Raw genomic sequence first — 18,930 nt, 5'->3', positions numbered from 1 at the left:
GCTGATTGTCAGTGTCCTGCGCCGCTGCGACGCGACGACAGGTAGAACGTGAATACAAGGGCTGCGACCAGAACCGCACCCTTGACGAAATCCTGTGTGTAGTAGGGCGCGTTCATCATGGTCATGCCTTGCAGCAGGATGCCGACGAACAGCGCACCGATGGCGGTGCCGAATGCGTTGGGCCGGGCTGCGCCCAGTACAGCAAAGCCGATGAGGGCCGCAGCGACCGAGTCCAGAAGTAGGTTGTTGCCGCTGGCGATGTCGCCGCGCCCCAGACGGGCGGCCAACAGAATGCCGCCGATGGACGCGGTCACACCCGAAATCATGTAGGCCGCGATCTTGTAGCGGTTGACCGGTGTCCCCACCAGCGCCGCTGCGCGTTCGTTCGATCCGATGGCATACATCAATCGCCCGTGCCGGGTGAAGCCAAGGAACAGCCAGATCAGCACGGCGATGCCGATGAAGATGACCACCGGCATGGGCAGAAGTCGGTCAATGACCAGATCAAAGCGGTGCCGACCGAGCCAAAGGAAGGCGGCGGAAAAGGTGCCTTCGGCCACTGTGCCATCGGTCAGCGTCATGCCCGTGGCAATGGAATTGCCCTGCGTCGGGATGCGCTGCAGGCCGATCAGCAGGAACATCATGCCAAGCGTCGCCAACAAGTCGGGCACACGGAATTTGACGATCAACAGCCCGTTGATCAACCCCACCAGCGCCCCCATCGCCAGACACAGAAACACCGCCACGAGAGTCGGGTGTTCGAGGATCACCATCGAATAGGCCGACAGCATCAGCGCCGATGTGGCCACTGCGCCGATGGACAGATCGAAACCGCCCACAACCAGCGTGCAGGTCACGCCGAGTGCCAGAATGCCGGTGATCGCCACGGATTGCAGCACGAACGCCGCAGAAAGCGGGCCGAAAAAGCCCGGGGCCGCAATGCTGAAATAGACAACCATCCCGAAGAGCAGGATCAGGAATCCGTAGCGGATGGCAATGTCGAGTAGTCGGTCGTTCATGGATGTGTGCCTGTTGCGGTCAATTGGGCCCCCGAGATGTCCGCGACCAACGCGGCGAGGTCGACATTCTGGTTCTTGTGTTCTCCGACGATGGCGCCTTCGTTCATCACGACGATGCGGTCCGCGATCTCCAGCGCCTCGTCGATTTCCGCAAGGAACACGAGTGTTGCCCGACCTTTGGCCGTGGCACGGATGTGCCGCCCGATGTCGCGCCGCGCGCCGATGTCGACGCCTTGGAACGGCTCGTCAAGCAGGAGCACCTTTGCCGGTTCCAGAAGCCAACGGGCGATCATCACCTTCTGCTGGTTGCCACCCGACAGCGTGCTGATGCCGTCGCCCACCGATTGACAGACGATGCCAAGTTGGCTGACCATCTCCTGCGCGCGGGTTTTCTGGCGGCTGGCCTTGAGGAACGACCCGACGCTCAGACCTTTGAGAAAGGGCAGGGTCATGTTGTCTGCTATGTCGAAGGCGGGGATCACAGCGTTGGTGCCTCGGTCCTTGGGCGACATGAACACGCCCTGTGCCACGGCATCTTCGACCGAGCGTGGCGTGTAGTCCGTGCCGTTGATGCGGATCGCGCCGCTGGCTGGGCGGGCTATCCCGTAGAGGACTTCGGCCAGACGGCTTTTCCCGCTGCCCAGAAGGCCGACCAGCGCCACAACCTCACCATCGCGGGCGTGCAGGTTGATCGGGGCGGCGTCTTCGAAGAGCCTCAAATCCGTGAGTTCCAGAACCGGCGCGGTGCCGCTTTGCACGGCGACATCCACCTCGGTCATGCGGTGGCCCAGCATGGCCGTCACGGCGGCTTCGTAGTCGAGCGGTTCGGTGTCGAAGGTGCCGGAAATCGCCCCGTCGCGCATGACGATGATCCGATCCGCGATGCGGCGGATGTCGGACATGCGATGCGAGATGTAAAGGATCGCAACCCCCTGCGCGCGCAGCCGGTCGATCAGCGCGAACAACCGGTCCGCCTCGGTTGCAGAGAGTGACGATGTCGGCTCATCAAGGATCAGCACCTTCGGCGCGCGGGCCATGGCGCGGGCGATGGCGATCATCTGGCGATCCGCAACCGACAGATCGGACACGCGGGCGCGCAGGTTCACATCGATCCCCATGGCGGCGGCGACCTTGGCCGCCTCGGTGCGAAGGTGGCGTTCGCGCACGAAAAGTCCGTGGCTGCGTTCCACCAGACGGTCCAGCATCAGGTTGTTGGCGACGTCCAGATCGGGAATCACACCGTCATCGATGGATTGGTGAACCGTGACGACACCTTGCCGGATCGCGTCTGCGGCATCCACGGGGTCAAACGCCTGACCGGCCAGCAGCATACTGCCGCCGTCGGCGCGGTGATGTCCGCAGATCACCTTGACCAATGTGGATTTGCCCGCGCCGTTCGCCCCCATGAGCACGGTCACGGACCCCGGTTCCAAGGTCACATCAATCCCGCGCAATACATGGTTTTTACCGAACGATTTTTGCAAACCGTTCACTCTGAGCGCATCGACAGCCACTCGGTTCCTCCCCTGATGTGCTGACGGTAGGCGGGGCGGAATACATTTGTCAAATGATTTGACATAAGTGTAAATTGAAGGCTACGCACAAAGGGAGTGTGCATTGGAGGAAGCGGGGAGGCCACTGATGAGCGCAAGCGCCAGCTATGAAGCCCTGAGTGTAGAGACATTGCCTGAGCGTCTGAAAGGCGTCGCCGCATTGGCGTCACAGGTGGGCGCGGACCATGCGACGTGGCAGGTGCAAGAGGTCGGGGATGGCAACCTGAACCTCGTCTTCATCGTGACCGGCCCCGAAGGCAAAGCGGTGGTAAAACAGGCGCTGCCCTACGTCCGACTGGTCGGGGACAGCTGGCCGCTGCCACTTTACCGCGCGTTCTATGAATACCACGCGCTGACCCGTCAGGTTGGGCGCGACCCCGGATCGGTGCCCGGGATTTACCATTTCGACGAGGCACAGGCACTGATCGTGATGGAGTTCCTGTCGCCGCATGTGATCCTGCGCCGCAAGTTGATCGCGGGGGAACGGGTCGACGGGCTTGCAGAGTTCTTGGGCAAGTTCTGCGCCCGCACCGCGTTCCGTGGGTCCGAGCTGTCGATGAAAAGCGGTGACAAGAAAGCGGATGTGGCTCTGTTCGCGGGCAATGTGGATATTCCGGCCATCACCGAGGCGCTGGTCTTTACCGATCCCTATTTCAGCGCCGAAATGAACCACCACACCGAGGGTCTGGACCCGGTCGTCAAACGCCTCCGGTCTGATGTTGCGCTCAAGGTGAAGGTGCAGCAGGCGTTGCAGCGGTTTGTGTCCAACACCGAAACCATGGTGCATGGCGATCTGCATTCGGGGTCGATCATGTCGACGGGCCGCGAAAGCCGGGTGATCGACCCGGAATTCGCCCAATACGGGCCGATGGGGTTCGATATTGGCATGCTCTGCGCGAATTTCCTGATGGCCTATTTCAGTCAGCCCGCCCACCGGGGTGAGGATCTGGCCGACTATCAAGAGTGGATTCTGGGCGTGATCGAAGAGGTCTGCACGACCTTCGAGACCGAGTTCCGCCATCTCTGGAAAACCGAGCGGACGGGCATTCTCTACCCAGCCTGCTTGTTCGAAGATCAAGGTCACGACAGCACCCCCGCCTGTGATGCGGTTCTCGCGGGCATCTGGCGCGACGCATGGGCGGTCTGCGGGATCGAAATGCACCGCCGCTGCCTGTCTCTGGCGCATAATGCCGATTTCGAAGACATCGCCGACCCGGCGGTTCGGGCACCCTTGGAAGCGCGCAATCTGCTCATGGGCGCGGAACTGATCCACGAGGCCGACAGGCTGACCGATGCCAGCGCAGTCTGCGCCATCGCGCGGGACTTCAACGGAAAGGACGTCCTATGAAGATCGACGGAACCCATTACCGCTCGCTGTGGTGGAACCACGAGAAGTCCGTTCTCGAGATCATTGACCAACGCTGGTTGCCGCATGACTTCCGGGTGATCCCGGTGGCGACGATGCAGGACTACGCCGATGCCATCTACGAGATGCGCGTGCGCGGCGCGCCGTTGATCGGGGCCACGGCAGCTTACGGTATGGCGCTTGCGATGGCGGAAGACCCGTCAGATGCAAACATGGATGCGGCGTGGACGTTCCTTGAGAAAACACGCCCGACGGCAATCAACCTGCGCTGGGCGCTTGACCGCTGCCGCGCCGCGTTGCGACCTTTGGCAAAGGGCGACCGTGCTGCTGCGGCCTTGGCGCTGGCGCATGAGATTGCGGACGAGGACGTTGAGATCAACCGCCGGATCGGGGAAAATGGTCTGGCGATCATCCGTGAAATCGCCGCGAAGAAACCGGCAGGGGAACCCGTGCGCCTGCTAACCCATTGCAACGCGGGGTGGTTGGCGACGGTGGATTGGGGCACAGCCACAAGCCCGATGTATCAGGCGCATGATGCGGGCATTGCCCTGCATGTGTGGGTTGACGAAACCCGCCCCCGCAATCAGGGCACGCTGACCTCGTGGGAGTTGGGCAAACATGGCGTGCCGCACACCTACATCACCGACAATGCGGGCGGGCATCTCATGCAGCACGGGATGGTGGACATGGTCATCACCGGCACTGACCGGACGACGCGGCAAGGGGATGTGTGCAACAAGATCGGGACCTATCTCAAGGCGCTCGCGGCAAAGGACAACAATGTGCCGTTCTATGTGGCGCTGCCATCACCGACCATCGACTGGACCGTGTCGGATGGTGTGGCCGAAATCCCCATTGAAGAGCGCAACGCGCGGGAAGTCACCCATGTTCAGGGCGTTCTTGACGCCGGTGGCATCGGTACGGTGCAGGTCACTCCTGAAGGCACCCCGGGTGGCAACCCGGCCTTTGACGTGACGCCGAACCGTCTGGTCACTGGCTTGATCACCGAACGCGGTGTCTGCGATGCGTCCGAAGAAGGGCTGGCCGGCTTGTTTCCCGAATTCGCCCGCGCGACAGAGTAGGGCACCCCGATGCCTGCCACCCCGCTTGGCAAAATGCGCACGGCTTCGGTGGATGCAGCACGGCTGCCCGCACGGGACGACGCGCCTTTTATCGAGGCGGCGTGGCTCTATTACCACGACGGGCTGAACCAGAACGACATCGCCGAACGCATGCGGATCAGCCGGGCGTCGGTGGTCAATTACCTCAATGAGGCGCGCAATCGGGGTTGGGTGCGGGTGCATATGGACAGCGACGTGTTCAAGGGGCACCGGCTGGCCGAGGAGCTGTGCGCCGCCTACGGTTTGACCGAGGCGATGGTGGTGCCGGACGATCCTGTCGATCCGCATGGCGTTGCGGCAAGCGTCGCGCGGGTGACACGGGCGGCGGCGGACTGGCTGCCGCGTTTGCTCGAACCCGGCGACCGGCTGGGCGTCTCCTGGGGCGCAACGGTCTACCAGATGGCGCAGCAGGTGCCCAACACGCCCGTGCCGGACCTGTCGGTCATCCAGCTCTTGGGATCGCGGCCTGCCGCTTTGGGATTTGCCGCCGAAGCCTGTACGGCAATTCTGGCGCAACGGTTGGGGGCCGAATGCATCAACTTCCATGCCCCTCTGGTTTTGTCGAACAAGGCGCTGCGGGATGCGCTGTGTGACGAGCCCGTAGTACGCGATCAATTGGACGCGCTGGCCACGTGCAACAAGACGGTTCTGGCATGTGGCACCTGCGATGCAGACGCCCATGTGGTGCGCAGCGGTATCCTGACGCCCGACGAAATCGCGTCCCAACGATTAAAGGGGGCCGTCGGCGTGATCTGTGGGCGCCTGATTGATGGAGAGGGACATCCCGTGGTGTCTGCCGTCGAGGATCGGATGATCGGTGTCTCACTGGATCAGATGAGGGGCAAGGAGATGGCGCTTCTTGTTGCGGCGGGACCGGGGCGGGCGCGTCCTGCGCGCGCTGCGATGAAGGGTGGCTTTGTGACTCATCTGGCGACCAGCGCGCAGGTCGCCGAAGACCTGATGGAGATGATCTGATGACCCCAGCCGCACCACTGCAAGACACCAAAGAGACCCGGCAGGCGCTGATTGCCGCCTGTCTCTGGATGAACGAACGCCATCTCAATCAGGGCACGTCCGGCAACATTTCTGCGCGGACCGAAGCGGGCATTCTGATCACACCGTCGGGTGTGCCTTATGAAGACCTCACGCCTGATCTGATGGTGACCATCCCGCTTGATGGTCAGCCGGATGGAGCGGGATTGAAACCGTCGTCCGAATGGCCGTTTCATCAAGGGCTGCATCAGGCACGACCCGATATGCCCGTGGTTCTGCACGCCCACCCGCCCTATTGCAGTATCCTCGCGGTGCAGCGCAGACCGATCCCGGCCTGTCATTACATGGTGGCGGCTTTTGGCGGCAACGATGTGCCTTTGGCCGATTATGCGCTGTTCGGCAGTCCCGAGCTTTGCGCCAACATGGCCGAGATCATGGCAGACCGTCATGCATGTCTTATGGCCAATCATGGGGCCACGGTTCTGGGTGAGACGATCGCCAAGGCGCGGTGGCGGTTGGAGGAATTGGAAACGCTCGCGCGCACCTATCTGTTCAGCAGAATTGGTGGAGAACCTCATATCCTGTCGGAGGCCGAAATCGCTGAGGTCCTTGTTGCTTTTCAAAATTATGGGCCGCGACCAGCGGCGACAGAAGAAGCCTGAAAACGCGGGTTTGAACACCTCTTCGGCAGACACGAATGCCGTGACCGTGGTGTCGTGAATTTGGCAGACCCGTCTGTTGCGCTCTTTGTGTCGCTTCGAAACCGTGGCGCGTGCTTTTGAACAATGGCACGCGCGAGATTTTCGGGCTAACTTCCCCCAAGAAGGAAGGTGACCATGAAAATTCTAGCCGCACAATCAAGAGCTGGGGAGACGTCCAGCGGTTTGGCCGAGATCGCTTCTCGGCTCGAGATGGACCGTAATGGCACGCCGGACTTTCTCGCGCTTCATTTCGGCGTTGGACTTGATGCAGCGGATCTTCATCAAGGTGCGCAGACCGCTTTCGGGGCCACAGCGTTGCACGGTGGGTCGTCCTGTCTGGGGATCATGGGATCGTCAGGTGTCGATATCGGCGGGTCCGGTCTGGGGGTGTTTGCGATCTGGGACGCCGATGGCAGTTATGGCACCAGTTCCGTCGATTTGGGCGATGACGCTGAAGCTGCGGCGCGCGAGGCGGCCACCGAAGCACTGTCCCGTGCAGGACGTCCCGGTGAAATCCCCGAGATGGTCTGGCTGAGCGTCGCGCCCGGACGCGAGGAAGATGTGATCGCCGGATTGTGTGCCGTTGTTGGCGAAGACACATTGATCGTCGGAGGCAGTACAGCCGACAATGATGTCTCAGGCAAGTGGTCGCTGTTCGGGCCGGACGCAGTTCATTCAGACGGGCTGGTCGTGTCGGTCTTGTTCCCATCCACACCTGTCGCTTCAGTTTACAAGAGCGGGTACGCGCCAACAGGATCGAACGGAACAGTGACCCGGGTCGAGGAACGCCGCCTTTACGAGATCGACGGACGCCCAGCGGCCGAAATTCTGAATGAGTGGTCCGCCGGTGCTGTTCCGGTTGCAGAAGAAGAGCCGCGATCCATCCTTGCGGACTCCACGTTCTGGCCCCTGGGTCGTGAGATGCGACGGGTCGCGGGCGTTCCGTTTCACCTGTTGGCGCATCCTGCCGTTGCCCATCCTGGCGGTGCGGTGGACCTGTTTGCAGCGGTGTCCGAAGGGGATCAGCTTTGGCAGATGCAGGGATCGGTGGAAAGTCTGGTCGAGCGGGCCGGCCTTGTCGCGGAGCAGGCCAGCCAGAACGCCGGAGGCGAGGTGACAGGGGCACTGGTGGTCTATTGTGGTGGGTGCATGTTGGCGGTGAAGGACCGGATGGACGACGTGTCGGCCGGGATCAACGACGTCCTTGGAGACAAGCCATGGCTTGGCATCTTCACATTCGGCGAGCAGGGCGTGCCAGCCGGAGAATATGCAAAGCACGGAAATCTGATGATTTCCTGTACGATGTTCAGTGCGCCTGAACTGTGATAAGCCGGATTGTGCGAAGGATCGTGCTGTGGTTGCACATGCACGATCGCGGCTTTTCGGATCGTCCCTTTTCGAAAGGGGTGATCCTGTGGGTTCGAGTATTGTGGGGCGGTTTGACAAAAGAACAGATGGTTTGACACGCGGACCCGAAACATGACCAGTGAAACCCGAGAACCAATGATCTCGCAAAGCCTCTACGAGCGCGAAAAACAGGCGCGTCTTGAGGCGGAAGCGCTTCTTGAGGCGAAGAACAACGAAATCGTCGAGATCAATTATCGGCTTATGGCCGAGGCCGAAGCCGTGCGCACTGCGCTGGCAAATAACGAAGCGGTTCGTCTGCGGGAAGCGGTGGCGCTCAAGGAACGGTCGATCCTTTCGGAGGCGCTCAAGGCACTGACCGGAAAGTCCGGCGCAGATGAAGCCATGCAATCCCTGTTGGACGTGTTGAAGCGCGAAATCGGTGGTCGTGACTGCTTTTTCATTCAGGCCGACGGCGACCATACGATCATTTCGACCTGTGCGGACAAGGTCAACCAAGGGCATGCCTTGCCTTTGCCCGCAACGATGATCGACCGGTCGCGTCGCCTGACAAAGATGACAAACCTCATCGAAGGCTATTCCTGGCCCGGTGGTGCGGAAGAATTGGCGTCGACCATGATTGTCCCGTTGGAGATGCCCGACGAAAAAGCCGGGGCGTTTCTCTTGGGATGCAAGGTGGCAGGACGGTATTCGTCTGGCGACCTCCGAACTCTTGAGCAAGTCTCGAAACTGGCTGCTCAGGCGTTGCTGGCGCTGCGCGAGGCCCGGCGGAATGCGCTCTTGCTCGGGCTGATCGAAGGCAAACCCCTGGAAAGGTCGGATGCTGTTCTTGATGCCCCGTTCGAAGCAGTCCACAACGCGTTTTCACGTCTGACCGAGATGCAGGGTCAGGTTGTTGGCATTCTTGATGCGCTGCTTGGGGCACCGCTCAAGGACATTGACGCGGCAATTGATGCGGCCCTCGACCAAATGGGCAGGCTGACTGACACCGACCGGGTGTATGTGTTCCGCCTTCGCAAGGACGAGGCGTTCATCGACAACACGCACGAATGGTGCGGCCCCGGGATTGAGCCCGCGCTGGAGATGCTTCAAGGTCTTCCCATCGGGATGATCGACCATTGGCGCACGCTTTTCGATGCGGGATCAGAAGTCGTGATCCCGGATGTGGCTGCAATGCCGGATGACGCTCCGGAAAAAGACCTGTTGGTGGAACAGGGCATACGTTCGCTTCTTGCTGTGCCGATGGTCGAGGATGGTGCCTTCAGAGGCTTTGTCGGCTTTGACGCGGTCCGTGACCAGCGCACCTTCCTGCCGGGTGAGGTGCATCTGATCCGGTCGGTGGCAAAGGTCATCGTGTCCGTTCTGGCGCGCCGGGATGCCGAGGAGCGTTTGGTTTCGGCTCATGCCGAAACGCTGACGCAACGCAACAGACTTGAAGCCGTCTTGTCTGCCTTGCCCGACCTGATTGTCGAACTTGACCGCGAAGGCCGGTTTGTCTCGTGGCATTCCGGGGCACTTTCGCTGCCTGAAACAATTGACGCAACTTACGTCAATCGAACACCCGAAGAAAAACTGCCTGCCCACCTTGCCAAGGTCTTGCGCCAGAAACTGAGCGAACTGGACGCAGGTGCAGATGTGGTCAACCACACTTTCCAAATGGCATTGGGCAAGTCTGTCACGGGCTGGTGGCAACTGACGGCGTCGACGATCCGCGATCAGGGCTATGTGCTGGCTTTGCGCGACATCACCGAGGCACGCGAAAAGGCGGCAGAAGTTGAACGCCTGTCCGAAATCGCGCGACGCACCACCAACCTTGTTGTGGTGACCGATGCACGGCGGCGCATTGAATGGGTGAACGAAGCGTTTGAACGGACAACCGGTTGGACACTGAACGACGTCAGAGGCAAGAACCCCGGGCGCATTTTGCAGGGACCTAACACCGATCCTGCAACCGTCGAAAAGATGCGAAAGGCTCTGGACCGCGGGGAAGCCGTTCAGGTCGAAGTGCTGAATCAATCGCGTGACGGTCAGGAATACTGGCTGTCGATTGATATTCAGCCCTTACAGGACGAGGCTGGAGGTATACAAGGGTTCCTCGCGGTCGAGGTCGACATCACTGAACAACGCGAGCAGGCTGAGTCGCTGCGAAAGGCTGCCCGAGATGCCGCACTGGCGCGGGCAAACCTCGAAAAAGCCGTGGAAGCTTTGCAGGACGGGTTCGTTCTCTACGATGCCGATGATCGGCTTGTGATCTGCAACAGCCGCTACCGCCAGATCTATGAATTGTCGGCACCGGCGATTGTCCCGGGCGCGAGCTTTGCCAGCATCATCCGTTACGGTCTTGAGGTTGGCCAGTACCCCGAGGCGATTGGGCGCGAAGAGGAATGGCTGGCAGAAAGGTTCGTTCTGCACTCGCAGCCTGACCGTGAGTTCGAACAGCAATTGCCGGACGGCTCATGGCTGCGCGTGTTCGAAAGAGCCATGCCCGACGGCGGTCGCGTCGAATTGCGCGTGGACATTACCGACCTCAAGCTGGCCGAACAGCGGGCACTTGCAGATCGTGCCGCAGCAATGGAAGCCAGCCTTGACGGGATCGCCATCACTGATGCCGAGGGTCGCTTCGTTTACACCAACCGCGCACATCTCGATATGTTCGGTTATGCGGATGAACGCGATCTTCTTGGTGAACCGTGGTCCATGCTTTTTGCACCGGACGAAGTACGCTGGATGGAAATTAATGCCGTGCCTGCGCTGATGCAGGACGGAGGCTGGTCCGGAGAGGTTGTCGGCCTTGCCAAAGACGGTAGCCCGGTCGATCAGGACGTGTCTCTGACGGTGAACGCGGACGGCGGCGTGCTGATCATAACGCGGGACATTTCTGCGCGCAGACGGGAACGGGCAGAGCGCGAGCGGCTGATGAATGAACTCCAACTCGCACAACGCCGCGAGATGATCGGGCAAATGGCAGCTGGACTGGCGCATGATTTCAACAATCTTCTGGCCATCATCTCGGGTGGGGCGTCGCTGATCGCCGAAGAGGGCGGCTCCGCAGCTGCCGGCGCAATGCGGATATTGACGGCGTCGGATCAGGCTGCAGGCCTGGTAAAGCGCCTGTTGACCTTGGGTGCGCGCCAATCGGCGCGGATCAATCTGGACCTGCGCCGACCCGTCCAGGAAGCGGCTGATCTCGTCCGGTCCAGCCTGCATCCTTCGGCCCGGCTTACGGTGACTGTGCCCGAGACGCCAGTCGAAGCTTTGGCAGACCCGACGGATGTGCTCCAGCTCCTGCTCAACCTCGCGATCAATGCGCGCGACGCGATCGCTGACAGTCCCGGTGCGATTTCGATCCGGCTTTCGTCTGCAAGCTGTCATGTCCCGACCGGGGCAATGGCTGTCGGGCGCGTTGATCCTGCCCGTTGCTACGCCTGTCTTACGGTCGAAGATACCGGCCCCGGCATGCCGCCGGATGTCGCCTCGCGGATCCTGACCCCTTATTTCAGCACAAAGGGAGATTTGGGCACCGGATTGGGGCTGGCGGTCGTGTCTTCGGTCATCGAAGACAATGGAGGGGCTTTGAGGCTGACCACGGAACTTGGAAAAGGCACAAAATTCGAAGTGTTCTGGCCAATCGATATGGTCGAGCAACCGGTCGCGCCGGATGATCCGGATTTTGAAGGGACTGGTCGTCTTGATGGCCGCATGATCCTTGTTGTGGATGATCAGCCGGAAGTGCTTGACGTTATCACAGCCTATCTCGAAGCGGCCGGTGCCGAGGTCGCGGCGACCACCAATCCTGAGGACGTTCTCGATGCGTTGCGCGATGATCCTGACACGTGGGACTTGCTGGTCACAGATTACGACATGTCGGGAATGACGGGGGCCGAACTGACCGAAGCCGCCAAGGCAATCGTACCGAACCTGCCATCCATTCTTGTCACCGCACTGGCTGGCGAGGCGGGTCGGTCCGGTGCGTTGTTCACCGCGGTGCTGTCAAAGCCGATTGACCGCCAATCGCTTGTATTGAAGTCGGAATTGGCCTTAATGTCTTCCGTCGAACAGCACGGGTAAGGCATGCGCGTATTAATCGCCGACGATCAGGAAATGTTGCGCGAAGTGCTGGAGGCCATCCTGACTCGGGCCGAGATGACAGTCACGCTGGCGCATGATCTTGACCATGCACTGGCCGAAATTGCGAACTGTGATCCGTTCGACTTGATCCTCCTCGACTACCACATGCCGGGGATGGACGGTCTGGACGGCGTGCGCCGTACCATGGCCAACGGAAAGGGTGCACGCGTGGCCCTGATGTCCGGCAATCTTCCGCATCACGTGGTTCGGGATGCGCTGAGCTTCGGCGCAGCCGGGTTCCTTCCCAAAAAGCTTGCTGCGAAAAGCTACATCGAGGCTGTGCGTGCCATGGTGTCTGGCCAACAGGTCAACCTTCTGGACTCTGATCCCGATCAGCCGAGGAAGGCATCCGCATCCATGTCGGAACAGCGTCTGACAACGCGCGAACTTCTGGTTCTCAAGCAACTCGACAGCGGCAAATCCGTTGAACAGATCGCCAGCGATTTGGGGTTGAAGGAGCTAACGGTGAATTTCATCGTCAAGACATTGTGCCGGAAGTTCGAGGCTCAGGACCATGCGGAAACCGTGGCGATCGCCAGGAAAGAGGGCGTCCTCTGATCTTTGGCCGGTTCTGACGTCGCGCGCGTCTCTTGCCCAGCGGATTTGCTGTCGCGTGCTCAACTGGAACGACGGTTGGATCAGGCTTCGGGCCGGCGTGAAGACGACACACAGACCGTCTAAGGAATCGCATTGGCGTTGGTGTTAAGATCCATCACCGTTCTTGGTTTGGCTTCCGGATCGGCGTCCAGAACGGCATGCATGCGCTCCATCACGTGGAAGAACGTGTCGAGGTCTTCGGAGCTGACGGCATCGGTCAGATGCCGTTCAATCCGGGTGGCCGCCGGGATAATGTCCGCCAAGGCGGTACGTCCTGCATCTGTCAGCGAAATTGCGACGAGACGCCCATCGCCATCGCCTTGAGTCTTCTGCACCAGCCCCTCTGCCTCAAGCCGCGACACCGCACGGCTGACCCTTGGCTTTTCCAGATTGACGCAATTGTGGATGTCACGGATCGACACCGCTCCGCAGCGCAAGAGATGCACCAGAACCCGCCATTCCGCGACGGCCAGCCCATGGGTCCGTCCGTATTCCACCGACAGCCGTCTGCTGACCCGTTCCGACAGAACCGCCAGCCGGTAGGGCAGGAACGAAGACAGGTGAAAATCGTCGGGTGTCATGGAGTGATCCAAAATCGTTGCATTTGAAATGATATTGACTTTCGTTGCTTTTGCAACGACGAATGATCTGCCCCGGGATAACATGGGCTGGGGCACGATAGGGAGACGCGTACACATGGCTTTTGCATCGCAGGGCGACACCGCAGAAAAGCAGATTTCCTTTACCGAGATCGGCGAGGGCCTTTACGCCTTCACCGCCGAAGGAGATCCGAACTCGGGCGTCATCATTGGCGATGACAGCGTGATGATCGTCGAAGCACAGGCGACGCCGCGCCTTGCACAGAAGGTGATGGACTGCGTTCGCACCGTCACTGACAAACCGATTTCACACGTGGTACTGACCCATTATCACGCGGTGCGGGTGCTGGGGGCCAGCGCATTTGGCGCTGAACAGGTCATCATGTCCGACGCGGCGCGCGGGATGGTTATGGAACGCGGGCAAGAAGACTGGGACAGCGAGTTCCAACGCTTTCCGCGCCTCTTCGAAGGCCATGAAAGCATCCCCGGCCTGACATGGCCCACCACCACCTTCAGCGACAGCATGACCGTTTATCTGGGCAAGCGGAAGGTCGAGATCAAACAGATCGGTCGTGCGCATACGGCCGGTGACAGTGTGATCTGGGTGCCGGACAGTCAGACCATGTTCACCGGTGACATCGTGGAATACCACTCGGCCTGCTATTGCGGTGATGGCCATTTCGAAGAGTGGGGTGCAACGCTGGACGCGGTCAAAGCCTATGATCCGCAAAGCATTGCGCCGGGCCGTGGCGACGCTCTGGTCGGGCGCGAGATGGTGGATGCAGCCCTCGCCAACACGCGGGATTTCGTCGACAGCACCTATAACGCGGTCAAACCGATTGCCGCGAAGGGCGGAAGCCTCAAGGATGCATGGGACGCGGTGCGAGATGCCTGCGACCCGAAATTCAAGGATTACGCGATCTACGAACACTGCCTGCCGTTCAACGTCGCCCGCGCCTATGACGAAGCGCGCGGGATCGTGCATCCGCGCATCTGGACGGCGGAACGCGACCTCGAAATGTGGGCGCAACTGCAAGGCTAAAGGCTGACTGAAGGGGGAGGAGACCCATCATGCCGCTCGATGACCGTTACCAACTGGCGTTCAAACTCTATCCCTACGCGCGCAGCACGGATCAGGACGCGTCTGCTGCGGTCCGTCATCCGGTTGTCGTGATGGGCGGCGGCCCGATTGGCGTCGCCACCGCTTTGGACCTTGGCCTTCAGGGCATTCCGGTTGTGCTCTTGGACGACCACGAAGGCGTCGGGCAGGGGTCGCGCGCCATCTGCTTTGCGAAACGTACGCTTGAGATCGCTCATCGGTACGGATGCGGACAACCGATGCTGGACAAAGGTGTGGTCTGGAACCTTGGCAAGGTGTTCCATGATGACCGGCAGGTCTACGAGTTCAACCTGCTGCCCGAAACCGGCCATCGCTACCCCGCCTTTATCAATCTCCAACAGCCCTATTTCGAACGCTTCCTTGTGGAACGCGTCCGCGAGGCGCAGGCGGCAGGTGCGCCGATTGATCTGCGCGGTAAAAACCGGGTGGATGCGGTTGAGGTCAAGGACGATCACGTTGTCCTCGACATCGCCACGCCGGATGGCCCGTATCGGATCGAAGCGGACTGGCTAATCGGTTGCGACGGTGCCTCCAGCCCGCTCCGCAAGATGATGGGGCTCGATTTCGAAGGCCGGGTGTTCGAGGACAATTTCCTGATCGCTGACATCACCATGAAAGCGGATTTCCCGACCGAACGCTGGTTCTGGTTCGAGCCGCATTTCAAATCCGGCGACTCTGCGCTTCTGCACAAGCAGCCCGATGGTGTCTGGCGGATCGACTTCCAACTAGGCTGGGACATCGATCGCAAGGAAGAACTGAAGGAAGAGAACATCCGCCGCCGTCTGGATGCGATGTTGGGGCCAGATGTGGAGTATGAGCTGGTCTGGACCTCAATCTACACCTTCCAATGTCGCCGTATGAAAAAGTTCCGCCACGGTAGGGTGATCTTTGCCGGGGATGCCGCGCATCAGGTGTCACCCTTCGGCGCGCGCGGCGCCAATTCCGGCATTCAGGATGTGGACAATCTGGGGTGGAAGCTCGGGCTTGTTCTGAACGAAAAAGCGCCTGAAAGCCTGCTGGACAGCTATGATGTCGAGCGGCGGTACGGCGCGGACGAGAACATCCTGAATTCGTCCCGCTCAACCGATTTCATCACGCCGAAATCGAAGATCAGCCATGTGTTCCGCAATGCGGTACTGGATCTGGCCGAGCACCACGCCTTTGCCCGTCCATTGGTCAATTCCGGTCGGCTCTCCGTGCCTTGCGTCTATGATGGTTTGCCGCTCAACACACCCGATGCTCTGCCCGCTGGACCCGCCCGCACACGGCCCGGTGCGCCGTGCGCGGATGCGCCATTGGGGCAGGGGTTCCTGCTGGATCACCTTGGCGGAGACTTCGTATTGCTCGGCGTCGGGGGTGATGTCCCCGACACGCTGGAGGTCGAAGGGCTTACCGTCCGCTGTCTGTCCGTGCCTGCCGACGGGGAGATCAAAGACCGGTATCTGGGCGATGCGCCCGCTGCCGTTTACCTGATCCGCCCCGACCAGCATGTCGCCGCGCGCTGGCCTGCCTATGACACTGATATGGTTCGTGCGGCCCTGCGGCGCGCCATCGGAAAGGACTGACGCGATGGCTTTGAACACCACTCCCAATATACCCGATCCCGATGGGTTCTACGCGGAATTGCTCAATGCCCATGAGGGGCTGAGCGACGATGACAGCATCGCGCTGAACGCCCGTCTGATCCTGATCCTCGCCAACCATATCGGCGACCGCGCGGTGCTGACCGAAGCGCTGGCCGCCGCCTCGAAAGGAGACAAGTCATGAATGCTCCGTACACATCCGGCCTCGTTCAGGCCAAAGGCACCCTGACAGAGCCGGGATATATGCCCGGCTGGGGCAATGATTTCGAGACGGAGGCTTTGCCCGACGCCCTGCCGCGCGGCATGAACAGCCCGCAGAAATGCAATTACGGGCTTTATGGCGAACAGCTTTCCGGCACGGCCTTTACTGCAGAGCGCCCTGAACGCACATGGTGCTACCGCATTCGGCCTTCGGTCAAACATTCCGCTCGTTACACGCGGATTGATCTGCCCTATTGGAAAAGCGCGCCGCACATTCCCGAAGACGTGACCAGCCTTGGTCAATACCGCTGGGACCCTGTGCCGCATACGGGTGAGGCGCTGACCTGGCTCACGGGCATGCGCACCATGACCACGGCGGGGGATGTGAACACGCAAGCGGGCATGGCGAGTCACATCTACCTTGTGACCGAGAGCATGAAGGACGGCTATTTCTTCAGTGCCGACAGCGAGTTGCTGGTCGTTCCTCAGGAGGGGCGGCTGCGCTTTGCGACCGAGCTTGGCCTCATTGACATCGAACCCAAGGAAATCGCGATCCTCCCGCGCGGTCTGGTCTACCGGGTCGAAGTACTGGATGGCCCGTGCCGGGGCTTTGTCTGCGAAAACTACGGCCAGAAATTCGACCTCCCGGGGCGTGGACCAATCGGGGCCAACTGCATGGCCAATCCGCGTGACTTCAAAGCGCCGGTTGCTGCGTTCGAGGACCGCGAGGTTCCATCGACCCTGACCGTCAAATGGGCCGGGCAGTTTCATGAGACCAAGATCGGTCAAAGCCCGCTCGACGTGGTCGCGTGGCATGGAAACTACGCGCCCTACAAGTATGATTTACGGAACTATTGTCCCGTCGGCGCGATCCTCTTCGACCATCCCGACCCGTCGATTTTCACCGTTCTGACCGCCCCTTCAGGGGTTCCGGGTACGGCGAATATCGACTTCGTTCTGTTCCGCGAACGCTGGATGGTGGCGGAAAACACCTTCCGTCCGCCGTGGTATCACAAGAACATCATGTCCGAGCTCATGGGCAACATCTACGGACAGTATGACGCCAAGCCGCAGGGCTTTGTCCCCGGCGGCATGAGTTTGCACAACATGATGCTGCCCCATGGCCCGGATCGCGAGGCGTTTGAAAAGGCGTCGAATGCCAACCTCGGTCCCGACAAATTGGACCGCACCATGTCCTTCATGTTCGAAACGAGGTTCCCGCAGCATCTTACTGAATTTGCGGGGAAAGAAGCGCCTTTGCAGGACGACTATATCGACTGCTGGGACAGCTTGGAAAAGAAGTTCGACGGCACGCCGGGGAAGAAATAATCGATGGGTCTGCGTCGGTCCTGGCTGGAAAGCGCCAATGCGCCGGAGTGTGATTTCCCGCTGAACAATTTGCCCTATGGCGTGTTTTCGGTGGGCGACGGCGATCTGCGCTGCGGTGTGGCGATTGGCGACCGCATCGTTGATTCCACCGGGCTAGAGGCGGCGGGTATTCTGCGCGCCGATCCTGATGCGGATGTGCTGGACGCGCCTTATTGGAACGATTTCATGGAGTTGGGGCGTGAGGCGTGGTCCCGTTACCGCGCGGCGCTGACTGCCATGTTGGCCGACGGCGCGGACGAGGCGGTGCAGGACGCGATCATCACCCATTCCGTCCCGATGGCCCAGGCGGTGCTGCATATGCCGTTCCGTGTGAGCGAGTTCACCGATTTCTATTCCAGCCGCCATCACGCCACCAATGTCGGCACGATGTTCCGGGGGGCCGAAAACGCCTTGCCGCCGAACTGGCTGCATATCCCGATTGGCTACAATGGCCGTGCGTCCTCGGTTGTGGTCTCCGGCACGCCCGTCACGCGCCCGCATGGTCAGATCAAGGGACCGGACGATGCCACACCGCGCTTTGCGCCGTCGGCCCGGTTCGACATCGAACTCGAAATGGGCGCGATTGTGGGGCAGGCGTCCGACGGGCCAATCAGCGTGGCCGAGGCGTTCGACAACATCTTTGGCTACGTGATCCTGAACGACTGGTCGGCGCGGGACATTCAGGCGTGGGAATACCAGCCGCTCGGCCCTTTCCAGTCCAAGGCCACAGCGACGACCATCAGCCCGTGGATCGTGAGCGCCGCCGCACTTGAACCGTTCCGCACCAACACACCTGCACGGGACAAGCCGCTGCTGGATTATCTGTTGGAACCCGGTCCGATGCTCTACGACATCGCATTAGAGGTTGGGCTGACGCCAGACGGCAGCACCGAGACCGTTATCGCCCGGACCAACTATCGCGAAATGTATTACTCGGCTGCGCAACAATTGGCGCATCACACCAGCTCTGGCTGTCCAATGCGGGTGGGCGATCTGCTTGGGTCTGGCACAATATCAGGGCCGGAACGGCACAATTGTGGGGCCTTGCTGGAATTGAGTTGGGGTGGAAAAGAACCGATCACGCTGGAGACCGGCGAAATGCGGACTTTTGTTGAAGACGGCGACACTCTGAACCTGCGCGGTCATGCGCAAGGGGACGGCTACCGCGTTGGCTTCGGTGCATGTGTCGGAAAGGTTCTGCCCGCGCGACGGTGAG

General features: G+C 60.6%; 15 protein-coding genes. 12 read left to right on the top strand and 3 right to left on the bottom strand.

The annotated features are described in order from the left end of the window. Positions 1–8 precede the first annotated feature (8 nt). Positions 9–1,019, bottom strand: coding sequence for an ABC transporter permease (locus tag ACMVPR_RS09975; RefSeq protein ID WP_416882740.1), 1,011 nt, complete (start codon positions 1,017–1,019; stop codon positions 9–11). Beyond that, the gene (locus tag ACMVPR_RS09970) at positions 1,016–2,533 is read right to left on the bottom strand and encodes a sugar ABC transporter ATP-binding protein (protein ID WP_416882739.1); all 1,518 of its coding nucleotides are present in this window, start codon (positions 2,531–2,533) and stop codon (positions 1,016–1,018) included. Before ACMVPR_RS09970 ends, ACMVPR_RS09975 begins: the two co-directional genes overlap by 4 nt. 127 nt (positions 2,534–2,660) lie before the next feature. Here ACMVPR_RS09970 and mtnK point away from each other — a divergent pair, with 127 nt between their 5' ends. From mtnK to ACMVPR_RS09935, 7 genes are all read left to right on the top strand, one after another. Then, on the top strand, positions 2,661–3,920 hold the full coding sequence (gene mtnK, locus ACMVPR_RS09965) for an S-methyl-5-thioribose kinase (protein ID WP_416882738.1): 1,260 nt from the start codon (positions 2,661–2,663) through the stop codon (positions 3,918–3,920). Further along, entirely contained in the window at positions 3,917–5,020 is a 1,104-nt protein-coding gene (gene mtnA / locus ACMVPR_RS09960) for an S-methyl-5-thioribose-1-phosphate isomerase (protein ID WP_416882737.1), read from the top strand. Before mtnK ends, mtnA begins: the two co-directional genes overlap by 4 nt. 9 nt (positions 5,021–5,029) lie before the next feature. After that, positions 5,030–6,034: a sugar-binding transcriptional regulator gene (locus tag ACMVPR_RS09955; RefSeq protein ID WP_416882736.1), complete on the top strand. Its 1,005-nt coding sequence runs from the start codon at positions 5,030–5,032 to the stop codon at positions 6,032–6,034. Then, the gene (locus tag ACMVPR_RS09950) at positions 6,034–6,714 is read left to right on the top strand and encodes a class II aldolase/adducin family protein (protein ID WP_416882735.1); all 681 of its coding nucleotides are present in this window, start codon (positions 6,034–6,036) and stop codon (positions 6,712–6,714) included. Before ACMVPR_RS09955 ends, ACMVPR_RS09950 begins: the two co-directional genes overlap by 1 nt. A 174-nt stretch (positions 6,715–6,888) precedes the next feature. Beyond that, on the top strand, positions 6,889–8,079 hold the full coding sequence (locus ACMVPR_RS09945) for an FIST signal transduction protein (protein WP_416882734.1): 1,191 nt from the start codon (positions 6,889–6,891) through the stop codon (positions 8,077–8,079). 153 nt (positions 8,080–8,232) lie between these two features. Beyond that, positions 8,233–12,186, top strand: coding sequence for a PAS domain S-box protein (locus ACMVPR_RS09940; protein ID WP_416882733.1), 3,954 nt, complete (start codon positions 8,233–8,235; stop codon positions 12,184–12,186). Positions 12,187–12,189: 3 nt separating this feature from the next. Next, positions 12,190–12,804 carry a response regulator transcription factor gene (locus tag ACMVPR_RS09935; RefSeq protein ID WP_416882732.1) on the top strand — a complete coding sequence of 205 codons (615 nt, stop codon included), beginning with the start codon at positions 12,190–12,192 and terminating at the stop codon, positions 12,802–12,804. 119 nt (positions 12,805–12,923) lie between these two features. On the opposite strand, the gene ACMVPR_RS09930 is transcribed toward ACMVPR_RS09935, so the two are convergent. Continuing rightward, the gene (locus tag ACMVPR_RS09930) at positions 12,924–13,424 is read right to left on the bottom strand and encodes a MarR family winged helix-turn-helix transcriptional regulator (RefSeq protein WP_416882731.1); all 501 of its coding nucleotides are present in this window, start codon (positions 13,422–13,424) and stop codon (positions 12,924–12,926) included. A 115-nt stretch (positions 13,425–13,539) separates the two neighbouring features. On the opposite strand from ACMVPR_RS09930, the gene ACMVPR_RS09925 reads away from it, so the two are divergent. Genes ACMVPR_RS09925 through fahA form a run of 5 tightly spaced genes read left to right on the top strand, consistent with a single transcriptional unit; the run spans position 13,540 to position 18,929 of the window. Next, positions 13,540–14,484, top strand: a complete 945-nt coding sequence (locus ACMVPR_RS09925; RefSeq protein ID WP_416882730.1) for an MBL fold metallo-hydrolase — start codon at positions 13,540–13,542, stop codon at positions 14,482–14,484. Positions 14,485–14,513: 29 nt separating this feature from the next. Further along, positions 14,514–16,127, top strand: coding sequence for an FAD-dependent oxidoreductase (locus tag ACMVPR_RS09920; protein ID WP_416882729.1), 1,614 nt, complete (start codon positions 14,514–14,516; stop codon positions 16,125–16,127). A 4-nt stretch (positions 16,128–16,131) separates the two neighbouring features. Further along, positions 16,132–16,329: a DUF2783 domain-containing protein gene (locus ACMVPR_RS09915; RefSeq protein ID WP_416882728.1), complete on the top strand. Its 198-nt coding sequence runs from the start codon at positions 16,132–16,134 to the stop codon at positions 16,327–16,329. Next, positions 16,326–17,675: a homogentisate 1,2-dioxygenase gene (gene hmgA / locus ACMVPR_RS09910; protein ID WP_416882727.1), complete on the top strand. Its 1,350-nt coding sequence runs from the start codon at positions 16,326–16,328 to the stop codon at positions 17,673–17,675. The genes ACMVPR_RS09915 and hmgA overlap by 4 nt, the downstream gene beginning before the upstream one ends. A 3-nt stretch (positions 17,676–17,678) precedes the next feature. Next, positions 17,679–18,929 (top strand): fumarylacetoacetase, encoded by a 1,251-nt coding sequence (gene fahA, locus ACMVPR_RS09905; protein WP_416882726.1) that lies wholly within the window; start codon positions 17,679–17,681, stop codon positions 18,927–18,929. Position 18,930 lies beyond the last annotated feature (1 nt).

It is taken from the genome of Marivita sp. (assembly GCF_048006345.1).
In the GTDB taxonomy this organism is placed as follows: domain Bacteria; phylum Pseudomonadota; class Alphaproteobacteria; order Rhodobacterales; family Rhodobacteraceae; genus Marivita.
Note: the sequence above shows the minus strand (reverse complement) of the source record. Positions and strands in the feature narration are given on the sequence as shown.

What these genes read in the sequence shown, in the direction of transcription:
- fahA (WP_416882726.1), top strand. Translation starts at nt 17,679, where the DNA reads ATGGGTCTGCGTCGGTCCTGGCTGGAAAGCGCCAATGCGCCGGAGTGT.
- ACMVPR_RS09955 (WP_416882736.1), top strand. Translation starts at nt 5,030, where the DNA reads ATGCCTGCCACCCCGCTTGGCAAAATGCGCACGGCTTCGGTGGATGCA.
- ACMVPR_RS09925 (WP_416882730.1), top strand. Translation starts at nt 13,540, where the DNA reads ATGGCTTTTGCATCGCAGGGCGACACCGCAGAAAAGCAGATTTCCTTT.
- ACMVPR_RS09935 (WP_416882732.1), top strand. Translation starts at nt 12,190, where the DNA reads ATGCGCGTATTAATCGCCGACGATCAGGAAATGTTGCGCGAAGTGCTG.
- ACMVPR_RS09915 (WP_416882728.1), top strand. Translation starts at nt 16,132, where the DNA reads ATGGCTTTGAACACCACTCCCAATATACCCGATCCCGATGGGTTCTAC.
- ACMVPR_RS09920 (WP_416882729.1), top strand. Translation starts at nt 14,514, where the DNA reads ATGCCGCTCGATGACCGTTACCAACTGGCGTTCAAACTCTATCCCTAC.
- hmgA (WP_416882727.1), top strand. Translation starts at nt 16,326, where the DNA reads ATGAATGCTCCGTACACATCCGGCCTCGTTCAGGCCAAAGGCACCCTG.
- ACMVPR_RS09945 (WP_416882734.1), top strand. Translation starts at nt 6,889, where the DNA reads ATGAAAATTCTAGCCGCACAATCAAGAGCTGGGGAGACGTCCAGCGGT.
- ACMVPR_RS09950 (WP_416882735.1), top strand. Translation starts at nt 6,034, where the DNA reads ATGACCCCAGCCGCACCACTGCAAGACACCAAAGAGACCCGGCAGGCG.
- ACMVPR_RS09940 (WP_416882733.1), top strand. Translation starts at nt 8,233, where the DNA reads ATGACCAGTGAAACCCGAGAACCAATGATCTCGCAAAGCCTCTACGAG.
- ACMVPR_RS09975 (WP_416882740.1), bottom strand. Translation starts at nt 1,019, where the DNA reads ATGAACGACCGACTACTCGACATTGCCATCCGCTACGGATTCCTGATC.
- mtnA (WP_416882737.1), top strand. Translation starts at nt 3,917, where the DNA reads ATGAAGATCGACGGAACCCATTACCGCTCGCTGTGGTGGAACCACGAG.
- mtnK (WP_416882738.1), top strand. Translation starts at nt 2,661, where the DNA reads ATGAGCGCAAGCGCCAGCTATGAAGCCCTGAGTGTAGAGACATTGCCT.
- ACMVPR_RS09930 (WP_416882731.1), bottom strand. Translation starts at nt 13,424, where the DNA reads ATGACACCCGACGATTTTCACCTGTCTTCGTTCCTGCCCTACCGGCTG.